The following is an 18,815-nucleotide window of genomic DNA, read 5'->3' on the forward strand; positions in this document are numbered from 1 at the left end:
TCCCCGGCGACCGTGCGGCGCTCGCACCGACCTCGCCGACGCCCCTGCGCCGCGCCCCTCCGAGCACCCGCTCGGGGGCCCGCCCCGCACGCGGCGGCACACCCGCAGCACCTCGCCCGCACGCACTCCTGGAGAAGGAACACCCATGGCACGCATCTACGACGACGCGACGAAGCTCATCGGCCGCACCCCGCTCGTCCGGCTGAACCGTCTCGCCGCCGGCCTCGACGCGACGGTCGTCGCGAAGCTCGAGTTCTACAACCCCGCCAACTCCGTCAAGGACCGCATCGGCGTCTCGATCATCGACACCGCGGAGGCCTCCGGCGCCCTGCAGCCGGGCGGCACCATCGTCGAGGGCACCTCCGGCAACACCGGCATCGCGCTGGCCTGGGTCGGCGCCGCGCGCGGCTACAAGGTCGTGCTCGCGATGCCCGAGACGATGTCGAAGGAGCGCCGCGCCCTGCTGCGCGCGTACGGCGCGGAGCTCGTGCTCACGCCGGGCGCGGAGGGCATGAAGGGCGCCGTCGCCGCCGCGGAGAAGATCGCCGCGGAGCGTCCCGGCGCGATCCTCGCCCGCCAGTTCGCCAACGAGGCCAACCCGAAGGTGCACCGGGAGACGACGGCCGAGGAGATCTGGGCCGACACGGACGGCGAGGTCGACATCGTCGTGGCCGGCATCGGCACGGGCGGCACGATCACCGGCGTCGGCCAGGTCCTCAAGGAGCGCAAGCCGGAGGTGAAGATCGTCGCGGTCGAGCCGGCCGAGTCGCCCATCCTCACCGGCGGGAACCCCGGCCCGCACAAGATCCAGGGCCTGGGCGCGAACTTCGTGCCGGAGATCCTCGACACCTCCGTCTACGACGAGGTCGTCGACATCGACGCGGAGACCTCCGTGGAGCTCGCCCGCCGCGCCGCGAAGGAGGAGGGCCTGCTGGTCGGCATCTCCTCCGGCGCCGCGATCGCGGGGGCGCTCGAGGTCGCCAAGCGGCCCGAGAACGCCGGGAAGCTGATCGTCGTCGTCATCCCCGACTTCGGCGAGCGGTACCTGTCCACGATCCTGTACTCGGACCTGCTGGACTGACGTGACGAGCCGCCGCACCGCTCCGACCGCCACCGCCGGACCCGGCCACCAGGACCTCGACGGCGACGTCGACCACCCGATGCCGGCCGGGCACCGCCCGGGCCTGCGCCACCTGGTCGAGATCCTCGCCGAGGACCTCGAGGCCGCGCACGCGCACGACCCCGCGGCGCGCTCCCGGTTCGAGGTCGCGCTCGCGTACCCGGGCGTGCACGCCGTGTGGGCGCACCGCCTGTCGCACCGCATGTGGCACCGGCCCGGCCTGCGCCTGCCGGCACGCCTGGTGTCGCAGGCCGCCCGGTGGGTCACGGGGATCGAGATCCACCCCGGCGCGCGGATCGGGAGGCGGCTCTTCATCGACCACGGCATGGGCGTGGTGATCGGGCAGACGGCGGTCGTCGGCGACGACTGCGTCCTGTTCCACGGCTCCACCCTGGGCGGCCGCTCGATGACCCGGGGCAAGCGGCACCCGACCCTGGGCGACCGGGTCATGGTGGGTGCCGGGGCCAAGATCCTCGGCCCGCTGTGGATCGGGGACGACGCGCAGATCGGCGCGAACGCCGTCGTCACCCGCGACGTGCCGAACGGCATGGTGGCCGTCGGGGTGCCCGCCCACGCCCGCACCCCCGGCCACCGGCCGGACCACGGCCAGCACGTCGAGGACGCCTCGGAGCTGCTCGAGTACGTCATCTGACGGCCCCCGTGACGGCCCCTGCACCCACCGCTCCCGGCGGCGGGCGCAGGGGCCGTCGTCGTCGGGCCGCGACGTTTGTTCTAGTAGTCGTAGAACAAGTAGCCTGCGTCCGTGATGTGGCGCATCGACCCGGCGAGCGACGACCCGCTGTACGCGCAGCTCGTCGCCCAGGTGCGCCTCGGCGTCGCGCACGGGACGCTCCGCCCGGGGGAACGGCTGCCCTCGGCCCGGGAGCTCGCCGCCTCGCTCGAGCTCAACATGCACACCGTGCTGCGGGCCTACCAGGTGCTGCGCGACGACGGCACGCTCGAGCTGCGGCGCGGGCGCGGCGCCGTCGTCGCGTCCACCGCGACCGACCTGACCGACGTCGAACGAGCCGTGGCCGACCTGGCCGCCGCGGCCCGCCGGGCGGGGCTGTCCGTCCAGACCACCACCACCCTCGTCACGGAGGCGATGCACCGATGACCACCGCTCCCCCGCCCGGCACCCCGCGAGCACGCTCCGGCACCGAGGCGTGGCGCCCCCGCGCGCGCCGCGCGACGGCATGGTCGGCGCTCGTCGGGCTGCTGTTCGCGCTCGGCGCGGCGGTCGTGGTCCGGGCGTGGCGGGACGAGCTGCCGGCGCAGGTCGCGTCGCACTGGAGCCGCGGCGGCGTGCCCGACGGCTTCATGTCGCCGACCGCGCTGGTGCTGGTCGGCCTCGTGAGCACCGTCGCGCTCTGCGGGCTCTTCGCGGCGATCGGGCTGACGCAGGGCTCCGCCGCCTCGACCCGACGGATCACCGCCGCGGGGTGCGTGTGGTCGGGCGCGTTCATGGCCGCGGTCGTCGTCGGCACGCTCGCGCCGCAGCGCGGCCTGGCGGACCCGTCCCAGGTCGGGCTGTCCGGCGCCGCGCTGCTGACGGCCGTCCTCCTGCCGCTCGTCCCCGCCGGGATCGCGGCCGCCCTCGTGCCGGGCGACCCCGCGATGCCCGCAGCCGAGGCGGTCCCCGCAGACGCGCCCCGGACCGCGCTCCGCGACGGCGAGCGCGCGGTCTGGCTGCGCCGCGCGACCGGCGGGCCGGGCCTCGCCGTCGGGGCTGTCGCCGTCGCCCTGACCGCGCTCGCGGCGGCGCTGACGGCCGAGTGGACGATGCTGGTCGTCCCGGTGCTCCTCGCCGCGCTGTTCGTCACGATGTTCGCCTTCACCGTGCGGGTGGACCCGAGCGGGCTCACGGTGCGTTCCGCGGCCCGCTGGCCGGGGACCCACGTCCCCGCGGACGAGGTGGTCCGGGCCTCGGTGACGCAGGTGCGCCCGCTGCGCGACTACGGCGGCTGGGGCTGGCGCACCGCCCGCGACGGGCGCGTGGGCGTCGTGCTGCGCGGCGGGCAGGCGCTGCTCGTCCAGCGGACGGGCGGGCGGTCGTTCGCCGTCACCGTCGACGACGCCGCCGAGGCCGCCGCGCTGCTGAACACGATGGCCGACCGCGCCCGGAGCCGCTGACCGCCCGCGACCTCAGGCGAGCAGCTCCGGGTGGGCGGCCGCCACGCGGCGCGGCGCCTTGGCGAGCCAGGCGTCGACGAGGAGCTCGCGCAGCACGGCGCCGTCGACCGCCTCGAGCCGGACGAGCACGACGGGCACGCCGTCCAGGTGCGGGATCGTCAGCGTCTCCGGGCGCGCGGCGAGCACGGCCTCCTTCTCGCCGAGGTCGTCGACCATGACGGCGAGGATCGGCCCGTCCGGCACCGGCTCGTCCCCGAACCGCCGCACGTCGGCCTTGCTGAACGGCCGCAGCCAGGAGAACACCCGTCCGGACACCGCCCACGCCCGGTTCCGGAACGTCGTCGTCTCGGTGACCTCAGGCAGCCCCGCGGCGAGGCGGGCCGCGTCGTCGATCGTCGCCATCCCCCGAACCTACTGTCGGTCCCGTCGCACGCACGACGTCGGCTAAGGTGTGACGGGCATTACCCCGTACTCCCGGTACCGGACACATCGGCACGACCGCACCATCTCGACGAGGAGCACCCCGCCCCATGAGCACCCTGCGCATCGGCATCCAGACCGGCTACTGGTCCCGCAAGCCCCCGAAGGGCATCGTGCCCGCGCTCGTCGCGGCCGAGGCGCTGGGCCTCGACTCGGTCTGGACCGCGGAGGCGTACGGCTCCGACGCGTTCACCCCGCTCGCCTGGTGGGGCTCCCGCACCCGCCGCCTGCGGCTCGGCACCGGCATCGCGCAGATGGCGGCCCGCACCCCGACGGCGACGGCCATGCAGGCGATCACCCTCGACCACCTCTCGGGCGGCCGGTTCGTGCTCGGGCTCGGGGCCTCCGGGCCGCAGGTTGTCGAGGGCTGGTACGGCCAGCCGTACCGCCGCCCGCTGGCGCGCACCCGCGAGTACGTCGACGTCGTGCGCCAGGTCTTCGCCCGCGAGCGCCCGGTCACCGCGGACGGCGAGTTCTTCCGCCTCCCGCTCCCCGCGGACGCTCCCGGCGCCACCGGCCTCGGCAAGGCCCTCAAGCCGACCGTGCACCCCCGCCGCGCCGACATCCCGATCGTGCTGGCGGCCCAGGGCCCGAAGAACGTGACGCTCGCCGCCGAGATCGCCGACGGCTGGATGGCGGGCTTCTACGCGCCGCGGGCCGACGCCGAGCACCGCGAGCTGCTGGCGTCCGGGTTCGCGCAGCGCTCCGACGAGCGCGCGCCGTCGTCCGCGTTCGAGGTGCTCGCGACCGTGCCCGTGGTCGTGCGCGACGACGTCGAGGCCGCGGCGGACGTCATCCGCCCGCACATCGCGCTGTACGCCGGCGGCATGGGCTCGAAGGAGGCCAACTTCCACAAGGCGTCGCTGGACCGCCTCGGCTACGCGACCGAGCTCGACGAGGTCCAGGCGCTGTTCCTCGCGGGCCGCCGGGAGGACGCCGCGCGCGCCGTGCCGACCGAGCTCGTCGAGGAGGTCGCGCTGGTCGGCCCGGCGGACAAGGTCGCGCGCGACCTGGCCCGCTGGGACGGCACGGCGCTGACCACGATGCTGCTGCAGGGCGACCCGTCGTCGATGCTCACGGTGCTCGCCGCGGCACAGGCGGCCCGCAAGGACGCGGACGGCGGCACTCCCCTGGGTGCTCGCGTGCGCGCGACCGCCGGCGCGGCCGCCGCCCGCGTGGCGCCGAAGAAGGCCTGACGGCCGTCGGCCCTCCTGGGCTCAGCGCTCCTGCGGGAACCAGACGGCCCGGCGCAGGTCCACGCGCCGGCCGTCGCGGGAGAGCGGGCAGCCCTCGGCCCGCAGCGCGTCGAGGGCCGCGGTGAGGTGCCGCGCCGGCGGGGCGCCGGACGCGTTCACCACGCGCCACCAGGGCACGGGGTGGTTGTCCTGCACGGGGCCGACCACGGCGGCGCCGTCCGGCACGAGGTGCGCGTAGCGGTCGCCGGAGCCGGCCATGACGTTCCCGACCTGTCGAGGCCCGCCGCGCCCGAGCTGCTCGCCGACGATCTCGGCGATCAGGCCGTACGTCATGGCGCGGCCGGACGGGATGCGGCGCACCAGGGCGAGCACCTCTGCGGCGTACTCGTCGGGGGCGTCGAGGGGTTCGTCGGACGTCGAGGCGCGGGCTGGCACACCGCGACCCTACGGCCCACCGCCGACCTCGGCGGCGGACCGTACCGTGGGTCGCCCGGTGGCCCGTCCGGCGGTCCGGAAATCCGCTGGCCCAGCGCCCCGGACCGGGCCACGATCGGCAGGTGACCTCCGACCGCTCCCGCTCAGCCCTGCCCGCCGGCTACCGCAGCCGCACGCTCACCGCCGACGACCGCGGCGCGCTGCTCGACCTGGACACCTGGGCCTTCCCCGACCCGCACTCGGTGGCGGAGTTCGACGACCTGCCGCTGCCCCTGACGTGGGAGCGGGCGGTCGGCGTCGAGGTAGAGGGCGCGCCCGGCGACGGTCTCGCCGCGATCCACGCGTCGTACCCGTTCTCCCGCTTCCCCGTGCCGGGCGCCACCCTGCCGACGGCGGGGCTGACCTGGGTGGGCGTGCACCCGCAGCACCGCCGCCGCGGGCTGCTCACCGCCATGATCGACGATCACCTCGACGCGTGCCGGCGGAGGGGCGAGCCGCTGTCCGCGCTGTTCGCCGCCGAGGCCGCCATCTACGGACGGTTCGGGTACGGCAAGGCGGCCGACGACCTGCGCATCACCGTCCCGCGGGGCGCGGCGCTGCGCGACGTCCCCGGCGCCGCGGACCACACCGTGCGCGTGGAGCACGCCGACCGCGCGCGCCACGGCGACCTCGTCGCCCGCCTGCACCGCGCTCCGGGCCTGCCCGCCGGCCCGGCGGGGATCAACCGGCCCGGTTGGGCCGCTCGGGAGACCGACGCGCTGTGGGAGAGCTACTGGGCGGACCCGAAGTCGTTCCGGGCGGCCGGGCGCGAGTCGCTGCGGATCGTCGTCGTGGAGCGCGACGGCGAGGCGCGCGGCTACGCGACGTTCCGCCGCACCCTGGACTGGCAGGTCACCGGTCCGCGCGGCACCGTGCACCTGGGCGACGTCGTGGCCCTCGACGCCGCCGCGGCGCGGTCCCTGTGGGGCGTGCTGCTCGACCTCGACCTCATGGGCAGCACGGACCCGTTCCTGCTGCCGGTCGACGACGCGGTCATGAGCCTCCTCGTCGACCCGCGGGCCGCGGGCGCCCGCGTCGCCGACAACGTGTGGGTGCGCGTCGTCGACGTGCCCGGCGCGCTCGCGGGCCGTCGCTACCAGGCCGACGTCGACGTCGTGCTCGGGGTCGACGACCCCCGGGTGGCCGACAACGCCGGGTCGTGGCGCCTGCGGGCGACGGCGTTCGGGGCGGCGACGTGCGAGCGCACCGACGCGGAACCCGACCTGCGGCTCGACGTGCGCGAGCTCGGCGCCGCCTACCTGGGCGGCACGTCGCTCGTGACGCTCGCCGGCGCCGGGCTCGTCGACGAGCGGTCGGCCGGCGCGCTCGGCCGCACGAGCGCGGCGTTCGGCTGGCCGCTCGCCCCCGCCTGCGGCTGGGTGTTCTGACCGTGGCGGCGGCGTTCTCGGACACGGTCACGTCGGACGCCTGGCGCGCCGAGGCCACGGCCTGGATCACCGCCGTCCTCGCCCGCCGCGGCGTGCGCGTCCTCGCCCCGCCCGAGCAGCCGCGCGTGCGGCCGTGGTCCACGCAGCTCGTCGTCGCCACGGACTCGGGCCGGTACTGGTTCAAGGCCACCTGCCGCTCGTCGTCCTTCGAGCCCGCACTGCAGGCGCTGCTGGCCGAGGTCGCCCCCGACGCCGCGGACGCCCCGGCCGCCGTCGACGCCGACCGCGGGTGGATGCTCACGGCCGACCGCGGCGCCACGCTCCGCGACCGCCGGGAGCCCACCGGGTCCGACTGGGACGCGCTGCTGACGCGATCCGCGCACCTGCAGCAGGAGCTCCTCGGGCACGGCGACGCGCTGCGTGCCACCGGACTCCCCGACTGCTCCCCCGGCACGGTGCCGGCCCGGTTCGACGCGGTCCTCGCCCTGCTGCAGGGCGTCCCGGCCGGCCACCCCGCCCGGCCGGACCAACGCACGCTCGAGCGCCTCCACGCGGCCCGCGACGCGGTGGCCACGGCGGCCGCGACCCTGGCGGCGAGCCCGCTGCCGAGCAGCCTGCAGCACGGCGACCTGCACCCGGGCAACGTCTTCGAGGTCGACGGCGCCTTGCGCGTGTTCGACCTCGGCGACGCGCAGTGGGCGCACCCGCTCGAGGTGCTCGAGGTGTCGTCCGCGGTCGCCCGCGACGGGGGCGCCGACTGGGAACCCGTCGAGCGGGCGTACCGCCGCGCGTGGGACGTCTGGTGCGCCGCGCGGGGCCTGCCCCCGGTGGGCGCGGCGGACGACGCCCCGGCGTGGGACGACCTGCGACGCGCGGCCGGCGTCACGCACGCCGTCAACCGCGCCTGGACGTGGTGCGGCGCGCTGGCCGAGGCCACCGAGGCCGAGTGGGCGGACTGGGGCGAGGCACCGGGTCGGCACCTGGCGACGGTGCTGGATCCGGTGCCGGGTCCTCAGACCTGACAGACGTCGCACCAGAAGAGGTTGCGACCGGCGAGCTCCTTGCTGAGCACCGGGGCACCGCAGACGCGGCACGGCAGGCCGTCGCGGTGATACACGTAGAACGACGCGTCCCGGGGCACGGCGTCGGCGTCGCCGTCGGTGTTCTGCCGGGTGACCCGGCCGCCGCCGTCCGCCACCCGGTGCTCGGGCCGGGTGGTGACGATCGCCCCGCGGTCGGCGCCGTCGCGCATGAGCACGACCAGGTCGTCCCAGACCGCGGCGAGCACCGCCGCCGGCACGTCGCGGCCCGGGCGCAGCGGGTCCACGCCGGCACGGAACAGCGCCTCGGCCCGGTAGATGTTGCCGACCCCGGCGATCACCGCCTGGTCCATGAGCTGCTGGCCGACCGTCACGCGCGAGCGCCGCACGCGCTCGACGAACGCCGTGCGGGCCGCGTCACCTCCGTGGCGGACGGGGTCCGGCCCGAGCCTCGCCTCGACGGCGGCCTTCTCCGCGCCGGTGAGCACCTCGCACGCCGTCGGCCCGGTGAGGTCGGCGACGGCGTGCGCGCCCAGCAGCCGGAGCCGGACGGCGCCGCGCGGGGCGGGCGGCGCCCACTCCCCCGTGGCGTCGACGGCGACACCCGCCTCGCCTCCGTCGGCCGGCGTCGACTCGCGCTCCCCGATGCGACGGCGCGGCGCGCCGATCGCGTGCACCACGTCGGCGCTGCCGTCGCCGGCGAACGACCACGCCCCGTACAGCCCCAGGTGCACCCGCAGCCAGCGCACGTCTCCCGCCCTGTCAGACGTACCGTCCACCCCGGTGGGCCAGGCGTCTGACAGGTCGTGCGCGAAGCCGCAGAAGAGCTGCTTGCCCCACGCCTCCGCGGCCACCAGCCGGCGGCCGTCGAGCAGCGCGGCGCCGCCCGCGAACCGGCCCTGCGGGCTGGACACGGCGAGCGTCTCGCCGCCGAACAGCCCGTCCAGCGCCCGCGCGAGGCGGTGGACGGTGTGACCCTCTGGCACGTCGGGCGGTCGGGTCAGGCGATGGCGGAGACGTCGTGCGACGCCTCGTACGCGGCCAGCTTGTCGATGCGGCGCTGGTGGCGGGCGTCGCCGCTGAAGGGCTCCGCGACGAACGCCTCGACGAACGACGTCGCCTCCTCGACGCTGTGCATCCGGCCGCCCACGGCGATGACGTTGGCGTCGTTGTGCTGACGACCGAGCGTCGCCGTCTCCAGCGACCAGGCCAGCACGGCGCGCACGCCGACGACCTTGTTCGCCGCGATCTGCTCCCCGTTGCCCGAGCCCCCGATGACGATGCCGAGCGAGCCGGGCTCCGCGACGACGGCCTCGCCCGCGGCGATGCAGAAGGCCGGGTAGTCGTCCTGCGGGTCGTACTCGTGGGCGCCGTGGTCGACGACGTCGTGCCCGGCGGCGCGCAGGTGGTCGACGAGGTGGGTCTTGAGCTCGTAGCCGGCGTGATCGGCGGCGATGTGCAGACGCATGACCACATTCTCCCCCAGGTCGCCCGCGGGGTTCGACCCGCGCCGCACGTGGGCGGCGCGCCGTAGGGTGACGCCATGACTGCCGACGCCACCGGGCTGCGGTCCGGCATCGACCTCAGCGCCCTCGACCAGGCCGTCCGACCGCAGGACGACCTGTACCGCCACGTCAACGGGCGCTGGATCGCCCAGCACGAGATCCCCGCCGACCGCGCCATGGACGGCGCGTTCCGCGCGCTGCACGACCTGTCGGAGGAGCGCGTGCGGGAGATCATCACCGACCTCGCCGCCACCGACGACCTCGACCCCGCGTCCACCCCCGCGAAGATCGGCGCGCTGTACGCGAGCTTCCTCGACGCCGACCGCGTCCAGCAGCTCGGCACGGAGCCGATCGCCGCAGAGCTGGGGCAGATCGCCGCGGCGACGTCGCCCGCCGAGCTGGTCGACGTGCTCGGCGCCCTGCAGCGCACGGGCGGGGGCGGCGCCGTCGCCTTCTACGTCGACAACGACGCCAAGGACCCCGAGACCTACGTGACCTACCTCGTGCAGGGCGGCCTCGGCCTGCCCGACGAGGCGTACTACCGCGAGGACCAGTACGCGCCCGTCCGCGACAAGTACCTGCCGCACCTCGCACGCATGCTGCGCATCGCGGGCGTCAGCGCCACCTCCGGGTGGGGCGCCGACCCCGAGGACGCCGCGCAGCGCGTGCTCGCCCTCGAGACGAAGCTCGCCGCCCACCACTGGGACGTGGTGCGCGACCGCGACGCCGACCTCACCTACAACCCGATGACGCTCGCCGACCTCGTCGAGCGGGCGCCCGGCTTCGACTGGCGGGCGTGGGGGGCGGCGCTCGGCGCGCCCGCCGGCTCGCTGGACGCCCTGGTGGTGCGGGAGCCGTCGTTCGCGACCGGATTCGCCGAGCTGTGGCGGACCGAGCCGCTCTCCGACTGGAGGCTCTGGGCCGCCTACCACCTCGTCACCGCCCGCGCGGCCTACCTGGACGACGCAACCGTCGACGCCAACTTCGACTTCTACGGCCGCACGCTGTCGGGCGCCCAGGAGGTGCGCGACCGCTGGAAGCGCGGCGTCGCGCTCGTCGAGCGGGCGCTCGGCGAGGCCGTGGGCGAGCAGTACGTGGCCCGCCACTTCCCGCCGGAGCACAAGGAGCGGATGGACACGCTCGTCGCGAACCTCGTGGCTGCGTACCGCGAGTCCATCGAGGCGCTGGACTGGATGACGCCCGAGACGAAGGTGAAGGCGCTCGCCAAGCTGGAGCGGTTCACGCCCAAGGTGGGCTACCCGGTGAAGTGGCGCGACTACGCCGCCCTCGAGGTCGACGCCGCCGACCTGGTCGGCAACGTGCGTCGCGCGCACGCGTTCGAGCAGGACCACGAGCTCGGCAAGATCGGGCGCCCGATCGACCGCGACGAGTGGTTCATGACGCCGCAGACGGTCAACGCCTACTACAACCCTGGCATGAACGAGATCGTCTTCCCGGCGGCGATCCTGCAGCCGCCGTTCTTCGACCCCGAGGCCGACGACGCCGTGAACTACGGCGGCATCGGCGGCGTCATCGGGCACGAGATCGGCCACGGCTTCGACGACCAGGGCTCCAAGTACGACGGCGACGGCCGCCTCGAGGACTGGTGGACCGAGACGGACCGCACCGAGTTCGAGAAGCGCACCCAGGCCCTCATCGCGCAGTACGACGCCTTCCGCCCGGCGCAGCTGGCTGCGGACGGACCGCACGTCAACGGCGCGCTGACCATCGGCGAGAACATCGGCGACCTCGGCGGGCTGTCCATCGCGATCAAGGCGTACCGCATCGCGCTCGGCACGACGCTGGACGACGCGCCCGTCGTCGACGGCCTCACCGGTCTGGAGCGCGTCTTCCTCGGCTGGGCGCAGGTGTGGCAGTCCAAGGGTCGCGACGAGGAGGTGGTGCGGCGCATCGCCACGGACCCGCACTCCCCCAACGAGTTCCGCTGCAACGGCGTGATCCGCAACATCGACGAGTTCCACGCCACCTACGGCGTGGGCCCCGACGACGCCCTGTGGCTCGCCCCCGAGGAGCGCGTGCGCATCTGGTGACCCGCCGGACGTCCTGACGCGGCGAGGCCGCCGACCGGAGGACGGTCGGCGGCCTCGCCGCGTCGGGGGTCGTCTCAGGACCCGGCCGGGGCCGGCGGGGTCAGCTGGTGCCGATGCCCGCCCGGGCGAGCGAGAAGCCGTTGCCGGTGGGGTCGTGCGTGCACGACATGCCCGTGTCCTCGCTGGTGCAGGTGTAGTCGCCCTCGGTGATCGAGTCGCCGTACTCCAGGACGTCGGCGTCGTCCCCGGCGGCCTTCGGCTGCTGGTCCTTCGGGACGCACGGCTGCGCGACCTTCCCCTCGCCGTCGACCGTCACCACGTACCCGGTGGTCCCGTCGCAGCCCTCCATCGGGGCCGGCTGCTGGTTGAGCTGGGCGATCCCGCAGGAGACGCCGTCGTCGTAGATCGAGCACGTGATGTTCTTCGACGGGGCCGCGAACCGCGCGAGCACCTCGCCCTGCATCGGCGCCTCCTCGGACGCGGACGCCGACGGCTCCTGCGATGCCACGGGGGCGCCGCCCGCCTGCGGAGCGGTGGGCGACGGCGCGCCGAACATCTGCACGGCGAGCACCACCATCGTCACGATGAGCACCACGTCGACCGCGATGAACGCGATCCACCCGGCCGAGAGCCGACGTCGTCGGCGCGGCGCGGCGGGCGGGGGCGGTGGCGCGCCGACCGCCGCCGGCGCGGCGTACCCCGCCGGAGCCGCGTACCCGGCCGCGGCCTGCGGCGCAGGCTGCGCGTACGGCGGGTGCACCTGCGTCGCCTCCACGGCAGGGACCGGGGCCGCGGCGTAGGCGGGCTGGGGCGCGTAGGCGGGCTGGGGCGCGTAGGCGGGCTGGGGCGCGTGCGCCGGCTGTGCCGCGTAGGCCGGCGGCAGCTGCTGGGTGTGCTGGGCGGCCGGCGGGTACGCGGCCTGCTGCTGCGACACCTGCGGCGCCGTGACCCCGGCGTCCGGGGGCGGGGGCACGGGGGCGTGCACCGTCGCCGCCCCCGCGGGGGGCGTGGCGGGCGCGGGCGCCGTGACCTGCTGCAGCGGCACCTCGGCCACCGGGTCGGCGCCGACCGGGCGCTGGTACGCGGACGCGACGCGGCGCACCCCGGTGGCCGGCGACGTCGGCGGCACTGCCGGCGGCACGCTCGACGGCACGGTCGACGGCCTGCCGTCGGACCCCGGCGGGGGCGGCGGAACGGTGCCGGACATCTGGACTCCCTCCAGTCACTCCTCGGGCGTCGTGCGCCGGGTGGCGGGGACCCGCACGGCGGCGACGCACCGGGCAGGATGTCACGATCGGGTCTCGGCGGTCGAACCCGCCCCCGCCCCGTGCGCGGCCGAGGCCGGGAATCCCGTGCGTCCCGGCAGGCCCGAGGTGGCATCATCGTGCGCGAGCCTGCGCGCCCATCACGCGCTGCACCACCTGGAGACAAGGGAGAACCCGTGCCCGGAGAGAACCTCACCCGCGCCGAGGCGATCGAGCGCGCCGACGTCGTCACCGACGTCGAGTCGTACGCCGTCGACCTCGACCTCACCACCGGACCGACCACGTTCGCGTCCACCACCGTCATCCGGTTCTCCGCCACCCCCGGCGCGAGCACGTTCGTCGACCTGGTCGCGCCGTCGGTGCGCGAGGTCGTGCTCAACGGCGTCGCCCTGGACCCGGCCGAGGTGTTCGCCGACTCGCGCATCGCCCTGACCGGCCTGGCCGCGACGAACGAGCTGCGCGTCGTCGCCGACTGCGCCTACATGAACACCGGCGAGGGCCTGCACCGCTTCGTCGACCCGGTGGACGGCGAGGTCTACCTCTACACCCAGTTCGAGGTGCCGGACGCCCGCCGCGTCTTCGCGACCTTCGAGCAGCCCGACCTCAAGGCGCCCTACCAGGTGACCGTCACGGCGCCCGCGGCCTGGCAGGTCGTCTCGAACCAGCCGACGCCGGAACCGACGCCGGCCACGCACGCGACGGACGCCGACGTCCCGGCCGCGACCTGGACGTTCGAGCCGACGCCGCGCATCTCGTCCTACCTCGTGGCCCTCGTCGCCGGCCCCTACGCCGTGCAGCGGGGCGAGCTGACGTCCTCCGACGGCCGCACGATCCCGCTCGGCGTCTTCTGCCGCTCCTCGCTCGCCGAGCACCTGGACGCGGACTACATCATGGAGACCACCCGCAAGGGCTTCGAGTTCTACGAGTCGACGTTCGGCGTGCCGTACCCGTTCGACAAGTACGACCAGCTCTTCGTGCCCGAGTACAACATGGGCGCGATGGAGAACCCGGGCTGCGTCACGTTCACCGAGTCGTACGTCTTCCGCTCCCAGGTGACCGACGCCGTCCGCGAGCGCCGCGTCGTGACGATCCTGCACGAGCTGGCCCACATGTGGTTCGGCGACCTGGTCACCATGAAGTGGTGGAACGACCTCTGGCTCAACGAGTCGTTCGCGGAGTACGCGTCCACGCTCGCGACCGCCGAGGCCACCGAGTGGGAGGCCGCCTGGACCACGTTCTCCGCGATGGAGAAGACGTGGGCCTACCGGCAGGACCAGCTGCCCTCCACGCACCCGATCGTCGCCGAGATCCGCGACCTCGAGGACGTGCAGGTCAACTTCGACGGCATCACGTACGCCAAGGGCGCGTCCGTGCTCAAGCAGCTCGCGGCGTGGGTCGGGCGGGACGAGTTCCTGTCCGGCGTCTCCGCGTACTTCCGCAAGCACGCCTGGTCCAACACCGAGCTGAGCGACCTGCTGGTCGAGCTCGAGGCCACCAGCGGCCGCGACCTGACCGCCTGGTCGAAGGCCTGGCTCGAGACGGCCGGCGTGAACACCCTGCGCCCCGAGATCGAGGTGGACGCCGAGGGCCGCATCACCGGCTTCGCGGTGCTGCAGTCGGCCCCGGCCGACTACCCGACCATCCGCCCGCACCGGCTCGGGATCGGCTTCTACGACCTCGTCGACGGGGTGCTGACCCGCACGCACCAGGTGGTCATCGACGTCGACGGCGAGCGCACCGAGGTCGCGGACCTGGTGGGCCGCGAGCGCCCGGCCCTCGTGCTGCTCAACGACGAGGACCTCGCGTACGCGAAGATCCGCCTCGACGAGGCGTCGCTCGCGGCGGCCGTGGAGCACCTGTCGCGGATCTCCGACCCGCTGGCCCGGTCCCTCGTGTGGGGCTCCGTGTGGGACGCAGTGCGCGACGGCGAGACGCCGGCGTCGTCGTACGTGGACCTCGTGCTCGGCAACATCGCCGCCGAGACGGAGTCGACGACGGTCCGCACCACGCTGAACCAGCTCGGCCTGGCCGCCCGCTCGTACGTGGCGCCCGAGCGTCGCGCCGCCACGCTGGCGCGGATCGGCGACCGGCTCTGGGGCCTCGCGCAGGAGGCGGCCGCGGGCTCCGACCTGCAGCTGCAGCTGGTGAAGTTCCTCGCGCAGCTCGCGTCGACGCCGGACCACGTCGCCCCGCTGCGGGGCCTGCTCGACGGCACGGTCGCGCTCGACGGGCTCACCGTGGACACCGACCTGCGGTGGGAGCTGCTGGAGAGCCTCGTGCTGCTCGGCGCGGCCGACGAGGCCGAGATCGACGCGGCCCTCGCGCAGGACGACACGGCCACCGGCCGGCAGGCGGCCGCCCGGGCGCGTGCGGCGACGCCGACTGTCGCGGGCAAGGAGGCCGCGTTCGCGTCCGTCGTCGACCGGGCGGACGTGCCGAACGCGATCATCCGCTCCACGGCCGCCGGCTTCGTGCACGTGACCGACCCGGCCGTGCTCGAGCCGTTCGCCGCCCGCTACGTCGACGCGCTGCTGCCGATCTGGACCACGCGCAGCTACCACATCGCGGAGGAGCTCATCGAGGGGCTCTACCCGGCGCCGCTCGCGTCGGCCGCGCTGCGCGACGCCGTGCGCGGCTGGCTGGACGCGAACGCCGACGCCCCCGCGGCCCTGCGCCGCATGGTCGTGGAGCAGCTCGCCGGCACCGAGCGCGCGCTCGCCGCCCAGGCCGTCGACGCCTGACCGCGAGATAGAGAACCGCCCCGCCGAGGTAGAGAGGCGGGAGCTGCGGGATAGAGAGGCGAGGTCCGCGAGATCTCGACCGGACATGCCGATGCCCCTCGAGACCAGGTCTCGAGGGGCATCGGCGTCCCGGACGACGGTCTTTCGGTCAGTCGTCACGGTCGGGCAGAAGGCGCCACCTCCCCGCGAGTGCACGCCGGACGCGGACGTCGAAGCCGTGCGGCGCGTCGATGTCGGGCCACGCGTTGCGCACGAGGTTCCAGCCCTCGGCCTCAATCGCCTCGTGACGCTCGCGCTCACGACGTCGCACGGCGTCCGGGTCGCCATCGGCGAGATCGGTGTACTTGACCTCGCCGTCGAACTCGATCCCGACCTTGGGTTCTTCCCAACCCAGGTCGATCCACTTGGTTCCGAGCGTGGTCTCCACCGGGATCTGCGTCGACGGTCGGGGCAGCCCGCAGTCGATCACGGCCAGACGGGTGAGGCTCTCGCCCGGTGACTCGGAGCCAGCATCGGCCAGGGAGAGCACGCGGCGTGCCTGCACGACGCCGCGCTTACCCCGCGACTCGTCGATGATGCGCGCGATGAGCTCACGGTCCGCCCGGTGGTGCAGCGCGCAGTCCATCACCACGAGCGCCGCCGGCAGTGACAGCAGCCGCGCGCAGTCCGCGGCGGTCCGTTCGATCGTCGTGACGGGGACGCCGTTGACGAGCGTGCGGTCCCGCAGCGGCAGCGCCGTCCAGTGGCGCGTCAGGTGGAAACGGTGGTCCCAAGAGTCGTCCTCGCGGCGGACCTGTGGCGGGTACAGCTGCGTGAGGTGCACACGGCGCGAGAGCCGGTAGGTCCAGAGCCCGTGCAGGGCCGCCGCGGAGTCGAGGCTGAACCAATACTCGCTGTCGAGGTGGGCGCGGGCAGCGGCGATCCGGGCGAGCAGGACGTCGCGCTGCGCGATCGCGACCGGCGACGCCGGGTCCGTCGTCGTGAAGAGGCCGGGACGCACCCGCACCAGCTCGTCCTCCAGGTCCGCGATGCGTTCGGCGTCGGGGATGCTCCGCGCGGTCAGGAGCCTGGGGAGCGTGGGCGGTACGAGCGGCGGCGGAGCCGGGCGGGCGAGTTCCATCGGCCCACGATGGGGCACCGGTTGTCAGAGCAGGCCGCCGCAGGGCGGATCTGTGGACAGCCTGCCGGGCCGCTCGCCTGTGGACTGCGTCAGGTTTCATCTCGTCCGACACAGGTCTCTATCTCGAGCGGGAGGTTCTCTATCTCGAGCCGCACAGTTCTCTATCTCGAGCCGAACAGTTCTCTATCTCAGGCGGAAGGTTCTCTATCTCGCGGTGCGGACGGCGTGCACCAGGGAGATCAGGCGGGCGTTGTCGAAGAGGTCGTCGACCAGGACGACGTTGCCCGACCCGTCGGCCAGCGGCACCTTCCAGTTCGGGTACTCCTGGTCGGTGCCGGGCTGGTTCTGCGTGCGCCGCTCGCCGACCGCGTCGGTGAGCTGCACGCCCACGAGGGCGGCGGGCGTCTTGCGCAGGTACCGGTGGAGCCCCTCCACGATCTCGCGCTCGGACGGGTGCTCGGAGACCAGCCCGCGCACGGCGAGGGCCAGCACCGCCTGGTCGCGCTCGGTGCGGGCGGCGGCGCGCAGCTCCTGCGCGTCGTCGGCGAGCAGCCCGAGGCGCTCCCGCAGGTCCACGTGCTCCCCCGCGAGGTACCCGGCGGCGGGCGGCATGTCGTGCGTGCCGACCGTCGCGAGCGACGCGCGCCGGTACTTCTCCGGCTCCAGGGGGCGGCCGTCCTCCTTCTCGAACCACAGCACGGAGGTGCCCAGCACGCCGCGGTCGGCGAGCTCGTCGCGCACCCACGGCTCGAAGACGCCGAGGTCCTCCCCCACGACGACGGCGCCCGCGCGGTGCGCCTCCAGGCACAGGATGCCGAGCAGCGCCTCGTGGTCGTAGCGCACGTACGCGCCGTCGGCCGGCGACGACCCCTCGGGCACCCACCACTGCCGGAACAGGCCCAGCACGTGGTCGACCCGCAGCGCGCCGGCGTGCCGCAGCACCGTGCGCAGCATGTCGCGGTACGGCGCGTATCCCGCGCGCGCCAGGGCCCGCGGGTTCCACGGCGGCTGCGACCAGGCCTGGCCCTGCTGGTTGTACATGTCCGGCGGCGCGCCCACGGACACGTCGCGGGCGAGCACGTCGCGGTGCGCCCACGCGTCCGCGCCCTGGGGGTGGGCGCCGACGGCCAGGTCGTGCATGATGCCGATCCGCATCCCCGCCTCGCGGGCCACGCGCTGGGCGGTCTGCTTCTGCTCGTCGGCCACCCACTGCAGCCACACGTAGAACTCCACGCGCTCGGCGAGCTGCTCGCGCAGCGCGGCGACCGCGGGCGACGCCGGGTCCCCGAGCTCGTCAGGTCGCGGACGGGAGCCGAGGTGCTCGACGATCGCGCACCACGTGGCGAAGTCGCGCAGGCCCGCGCCCTCCTCCGCGACGAACTCCTGGTACGCGGCCTCGCGCGCGGCACGCCGCGGCGCGGTGAACACCACCTCGAGGGCCGCCTTCTTGGCCTCCCACACCGCGTCGCGGTCCAGCGCACCGGGATCGGCCACGAGGTCGCGCACCGGGTCGGCCGCCCACTCCACGAGGGAGCGGTCGGCCGCCGACAGGTACGCCGTCTCCGGGATGTCCTCCACCCGCACGTACAGCGGGCTGAGGAACCGCCGGCTGGTCGGCAGGTACGGCGAGGGGGTCACCGGGGTCACCGGCTCGGTCGCCGAGAGCGGGTTGACGCCGACGAAGTCCGCCCTCGCGCGGTGCGCCGTCAGCCACGCCAGGTCGGCGAGGTCCGCCAGGTCGCCCACACCCCACGACGTGCGCGAGCGCACCGAGTAGAGCTGGAGGAGGAACCCCCACCACTGGTCGTCCTCGAGCCCTGCCGGCAGCTCCAGCCGCCGCGGGGTGACGACGACCGTGACGCGGGACTCGTGGCCTTCGGTGAGCGCGTGCAGCGAGTGCCAGCCCAGCGGCAGGTCGTCCGGCAGCGCGAACGTCGCGCGGCCCACGCGGCGCCCGTCCACGGAGCGCGGCTCCACGAGGACGTCGAGCTGCTCCAGGTCGCGGCGGCGGCGCACCGCGTGCTCGCGCGCCGCCGGCTCCGCGCCGTCCAGCTCGAGCCAGACGTGCACGGCGGCGCCGTCGGTGACGTGCACAGGGACCTGGGCGCCGTCGCCCTCGCGCACCACGACCGTGGGCGGCAGGACGGCCCGCCACTCGTCGTCGCGGGCGCGCTGCAGGCTGTGCGTCACCTGCTGAGGCGTGCCCGCCGGCACGTCCAGCGCGCCCAGCACGGCCACGAGGGTCGACGAGGGGGCGACCACCACCTCGCCGCCGAAGCCGTGGTGCTCGCCGAGCACGCCG

16 protein-coding genes are annotated in these 18,815 nt (G+C 75.0%); 9 read left to right on the forward strand and 7 right to left on the reverse strand.

Annotated features, from left to right (window positions below; translation table 11 throughout):
* Positions 1-145: 145 nt before the first annotated feature.
* The 4 genes from cysK to ACQP6G_RS01365 all read left to right on the forward strand — a co-directional run bounded on the left by cysK (position 146) and on the right by ACQP6G_RS01365 (position 3,253).
* On the forward strand, positions 146-1,081 hold the full coding sequence (cysK, locus tag ACQP6G_RS01350; RefSeq protein ID WP_429762374.1) for a cysteine synthase A: 936 nt from the start codon (positions 146-148) through the stop codon (positions 1,079-1,081).
* Positions 1,082-1,160: 79 nt separating this feature from the next.
* Positions 1,161-1,772, forward strand: a complete 612-nt coding sequence (gene epsC / locus ACQP6G_RS01355; RefSeq protein WP_429762684.1) for a serine O-acetyltransferase EpsC — start codon at positions 1,161-1,163, stop codon at positions 1,770-1,772.
* Positions 1,773-1,886: 114 nt separating this feature from the next.
* Positions 1,887-2,237, forward strand: coding sequence for a GntR family transcriptional regulator (locus ACQP6G_RS01360; protein ID WP_429762685.1), 351 nt, complete (start codon positions 1,887-1,889; stop codon positions 2,235-2,237).
* On the forward strand, positions 2,234-3,253 hold the full coding sequence (locus tag ACQP6G_RS01365) for a DUF1648 domain-containing protein (protein WP_429762375.1): 1,020 nt from the start codon (positions 2,234-2,236) through the stop codon (positions 3,251-3,253). Before ACQP6G_RS01360 ends, ACQP6G_RS01365 begins: the two co-directional genes overlap by 4 nt.
* A gap of 12 nt (positions 3,254-3,265) precedes the next feature.
* Here the strand turns inward: ACQP6G_RS01365 and ACQP6G_RS01370 are convergent, their stop codons facing one another.
* Positions 3,266-3,655 (reverse strand): MmcQ/YjbR family DNA-binding protein, encoded by a 390-nt coding sequence (locus ACQP6G_RS01370; protein WP_429762376.1) that lies wholly within the window; start codon positions 3,653-3,655, stop codon positions 3,266-3,268.
* A gap of 137 nt (positions 3,656-3,792) precedes the next feature.
* Between ACQP6G_RS01370 and ACQP6G_RS01375 the strand changes: the two genes are divergently transcribed.
* Complete coding sequence (locus tag ACQP6G_RS01375; protein WP_429762686.1) at positions 3,793-4,929, forward strand: LLM class F420-dependent oxidoreductase; 1,137 nt, start codon at positions 3,793-3,795, stop codon at positions 4,927-4,929.
* A 21-nt stretch (positions 4,930-4,950) separates the two neighbouring features.
* Here ACQP6G_RS01375 and ACQP6G_RS01380 read toward each other — a convergent pair whose 3' ends face one another.
* Positions 4,951-5,364 carry an MGMT family protein gene (locus ACQP6G_RS01380; RefSeq protein WP_429762377.1) on the reverse strand — a complete coding sequence of 138 codons (414 nt, stop codon included), beginning with the start codon at positions 5,362-5,364 and terminating at the stop codon, positions 4,951-4,953.
* A gap of 122 nt (positions 5,365-5,486) precedes the next feature.
* On the opposite strand from ACQP6G_RS01380, the gene ACQP6G_RS01385 reads away from it, so the two are divergent.
* Both ACQP6G_RS01385 and ACQP6G_RS01390 read left to right on the forward strand, forming a co-directional pair.
* Complete coding sequence (locus ACQP6G_RS01385) at positions 5,487-6,791, forward strand: GNAT family N-acetyltransferase (RefSeq protein WP_429762378.1); 1,305 nt, start codon at positions 5,487-5,489, stop codon at positions 6,789-6,791.
* Positions 6,792-6,793: 2 nt separating this feature from the next.
* Entirely contained in the window at positions 6,794-7,813 is a 1,020-nt protein-coding gene (locus tag ACQP6G_RS01390) for an aminoglycoside phosphotransferase family protein (RefSeq protein ID WP_429762379.1), read from the forward strand.
* On the opposite strand, the gene ACQP6G_RS01395 is transcribed toward ACQP6G_RS01390, so the two are convergent.
* A complete protein-coding gene (locus tag ACQP6G_RS01395) occupies positions 7,804-8,817 on the reverse strand; it encodes an Fpg/Nei family DNA glycosylase (protein ID WP_429762380.1) in 1,014 nt (337 codons plus the stop codon). The genes ACQP6G_RS01390 and ACQP6G_RS01395 overlap by 10 nt on opposite strands.
* A 14-nt stretch (positions 8,818-8,831) precedes the next feature.
* Positions 8,832-9,299, reverse strand: a complete 468-nt coding sequence (locus tag ACQP6G_RS01400) for a ribose-5-phosphate isomerase (RefSeq protein ID WP_429762381.1) — start codon at positions 9,297-9,299, stop codon at positions 8,832-8,834.
* Between the two features lie 75 nt (positions 9,300-9,374).
* Here ACQP6G_RS01400 and ACQP6G_RS01405 point away from each other — a divergent pair, with 75 nt between their 5' ends.
* Complete coding sequence (locus tag ACQP6G_RS01405; RefSeq protein WP_429762382.1) at positions 9,375-11,387, forward strand: M13 family metallopeptidase; 2,013 nt, start codon at positions 9,375-9,377, stop codon at positions 11,385-11,387.
* Positions 11,388-11,487: 100 nt separating this feature from the next.
* Here the strand turns inward: ACQP6G_RS01405 and ACQP6G_RS01410 are convergent, their stop codons facing one another.
* The gene (locus ACQP6G_RS01410; RefSeq protein ID WP_429762383.1) at positions 11,488-12,594 is read right to left on the reverse strand and encodes a hypothetical protein; all 1,107 of its coding nucleotides are present in this window, start codon (positions 12,592-12,594) and stop codon (positions 11,488-11,490) included.
* A gap of 234 nt (positions 12,595-12,828) precedes the next feature.
* Here ACQP6G_RS01410 and pepN point away from each other — a divergent pair, with 234 nt between their 5' ends.
* Entirely contained in the window at positions 12,829-15,393 is a 2,565-nt protein-coding gene (gene pepN, locus ACQP6G_RS01415; protein WP_429762384.1) for an aminopeptidase N, read from the forward strand.
* Between the two features lie 148 nt (positions 15,394-15,541).
* Here the strand turns inward: pepN and ACQP6G_RS01420 are convergent, their stop codons facing one another.
* Together ACQP6G_RS01420 and malQ are read right to left on the reverse strand one after the other, a co-directional pair.
* On the reverse strand, positions 15,542-16,513 hold the full coding sequence (locus tag ACQP6G_RS01420; protein ID WP_429762385.1) for a type IV toxin-antitoxin system AbiEi family antitoxin domain-containing protein: 972 nt from the start codon (positions 16,511-16,513) through the stop codon (positions 15,542-15,544).
* 204 nt (positions 16,514-16,717) lie between these two features.
* The gene (malQ, locus tag ACQP6G_RS01425) at positions 16,718-18,811 is read right to left on the reverse strand and encodes a 4-alpha-glucanotransferase (protein WP_429762687.1); all 2,094 of its coding nucleotides are present in this window, start codon (positions 18,809-18,811) and stop codon (positions 16,718-16,720) included.
* Positions 18,812-18,815: the final 4 nt, after the last annotated feature.

Origin of the sequence: Isoptericola nanjingensis, from assembly GCF_050311635.1 — a bacterium.
GTDB lineage: Bacteria > Actinomycetota > Actinomycetes > Actinomycetales > Cellulomonadaceae > Isoptericola > Isoptericola nanjingensis.

Excerpts from the sequence above, each read along its gene's own strand:
- cysK (WP_429762374.1), top strand. The coding sequence starts at position 146 with ATGGCACGCATCTACGACGACGCGACGAAGCTCATCGGCCGCACCCCG.
- epsC (WP_429762684.1), top strand. The coding sequence starts at position 1,161 with ATGCCGGCCGGGCACCGCCCGGGCCTGCGCCACCTGGTCGAGATCCTC.
- ACQP6G_RS01360 (WP_429762685.1), top strand. The coding sequence starts at position 1,887 with ATGTGGCGCATCGACCCGGCGAGCGACGACCCGCTGTACGCGCAGCTC.
- ACQP6G_RS01365 (WP_429762375.1), top strand. The coding sequence starts at position 2,234 with ATGACCACCGCTCCCCCGCCCGGCACCCCGCGAGCACGCTCCGGCACC.
- ACQP6G_RS01370 (WP_429762376.1), bottom strand. The coding sequence starts at position 3,655 with ATGGCGACGATCGACGACGCGGCCCGCCTCGCCGCGGGGCTGCCTGAG.
- ACQP6G_RS01400 (WP_429762381.1), bottom strand. The coding sequence starts at position 9,299 with ATGCGTCTGCACATCGCCGCCGATCACGCCGGCTACGAGCTCAAGACC.
- ACQP6G_RS01405 (WP_429762382.1), top strand. The coding sequence starts at position 9,375 with ATGACTGCCGACGCCACCGGGCTGCGGTCCGGCATCGACCTCAGCGCC.
- ACQP6G_RS01410 (WP_429762383.1), bottom strand. The coding sequence starts at position 12,594 with ATGTCCGGCACCGTTCCGCCGCCCCCGCCGGGGTCCGACGGCAGGCCG.
- ACQP6G_RS01420 (WP_429762385.1), bottom strand. The coding sequence starts at position 16,513 with ATGGAACTCGCCCGCCCGGCTCCGCCGCCGCTCGTACCGCCCACGCTC.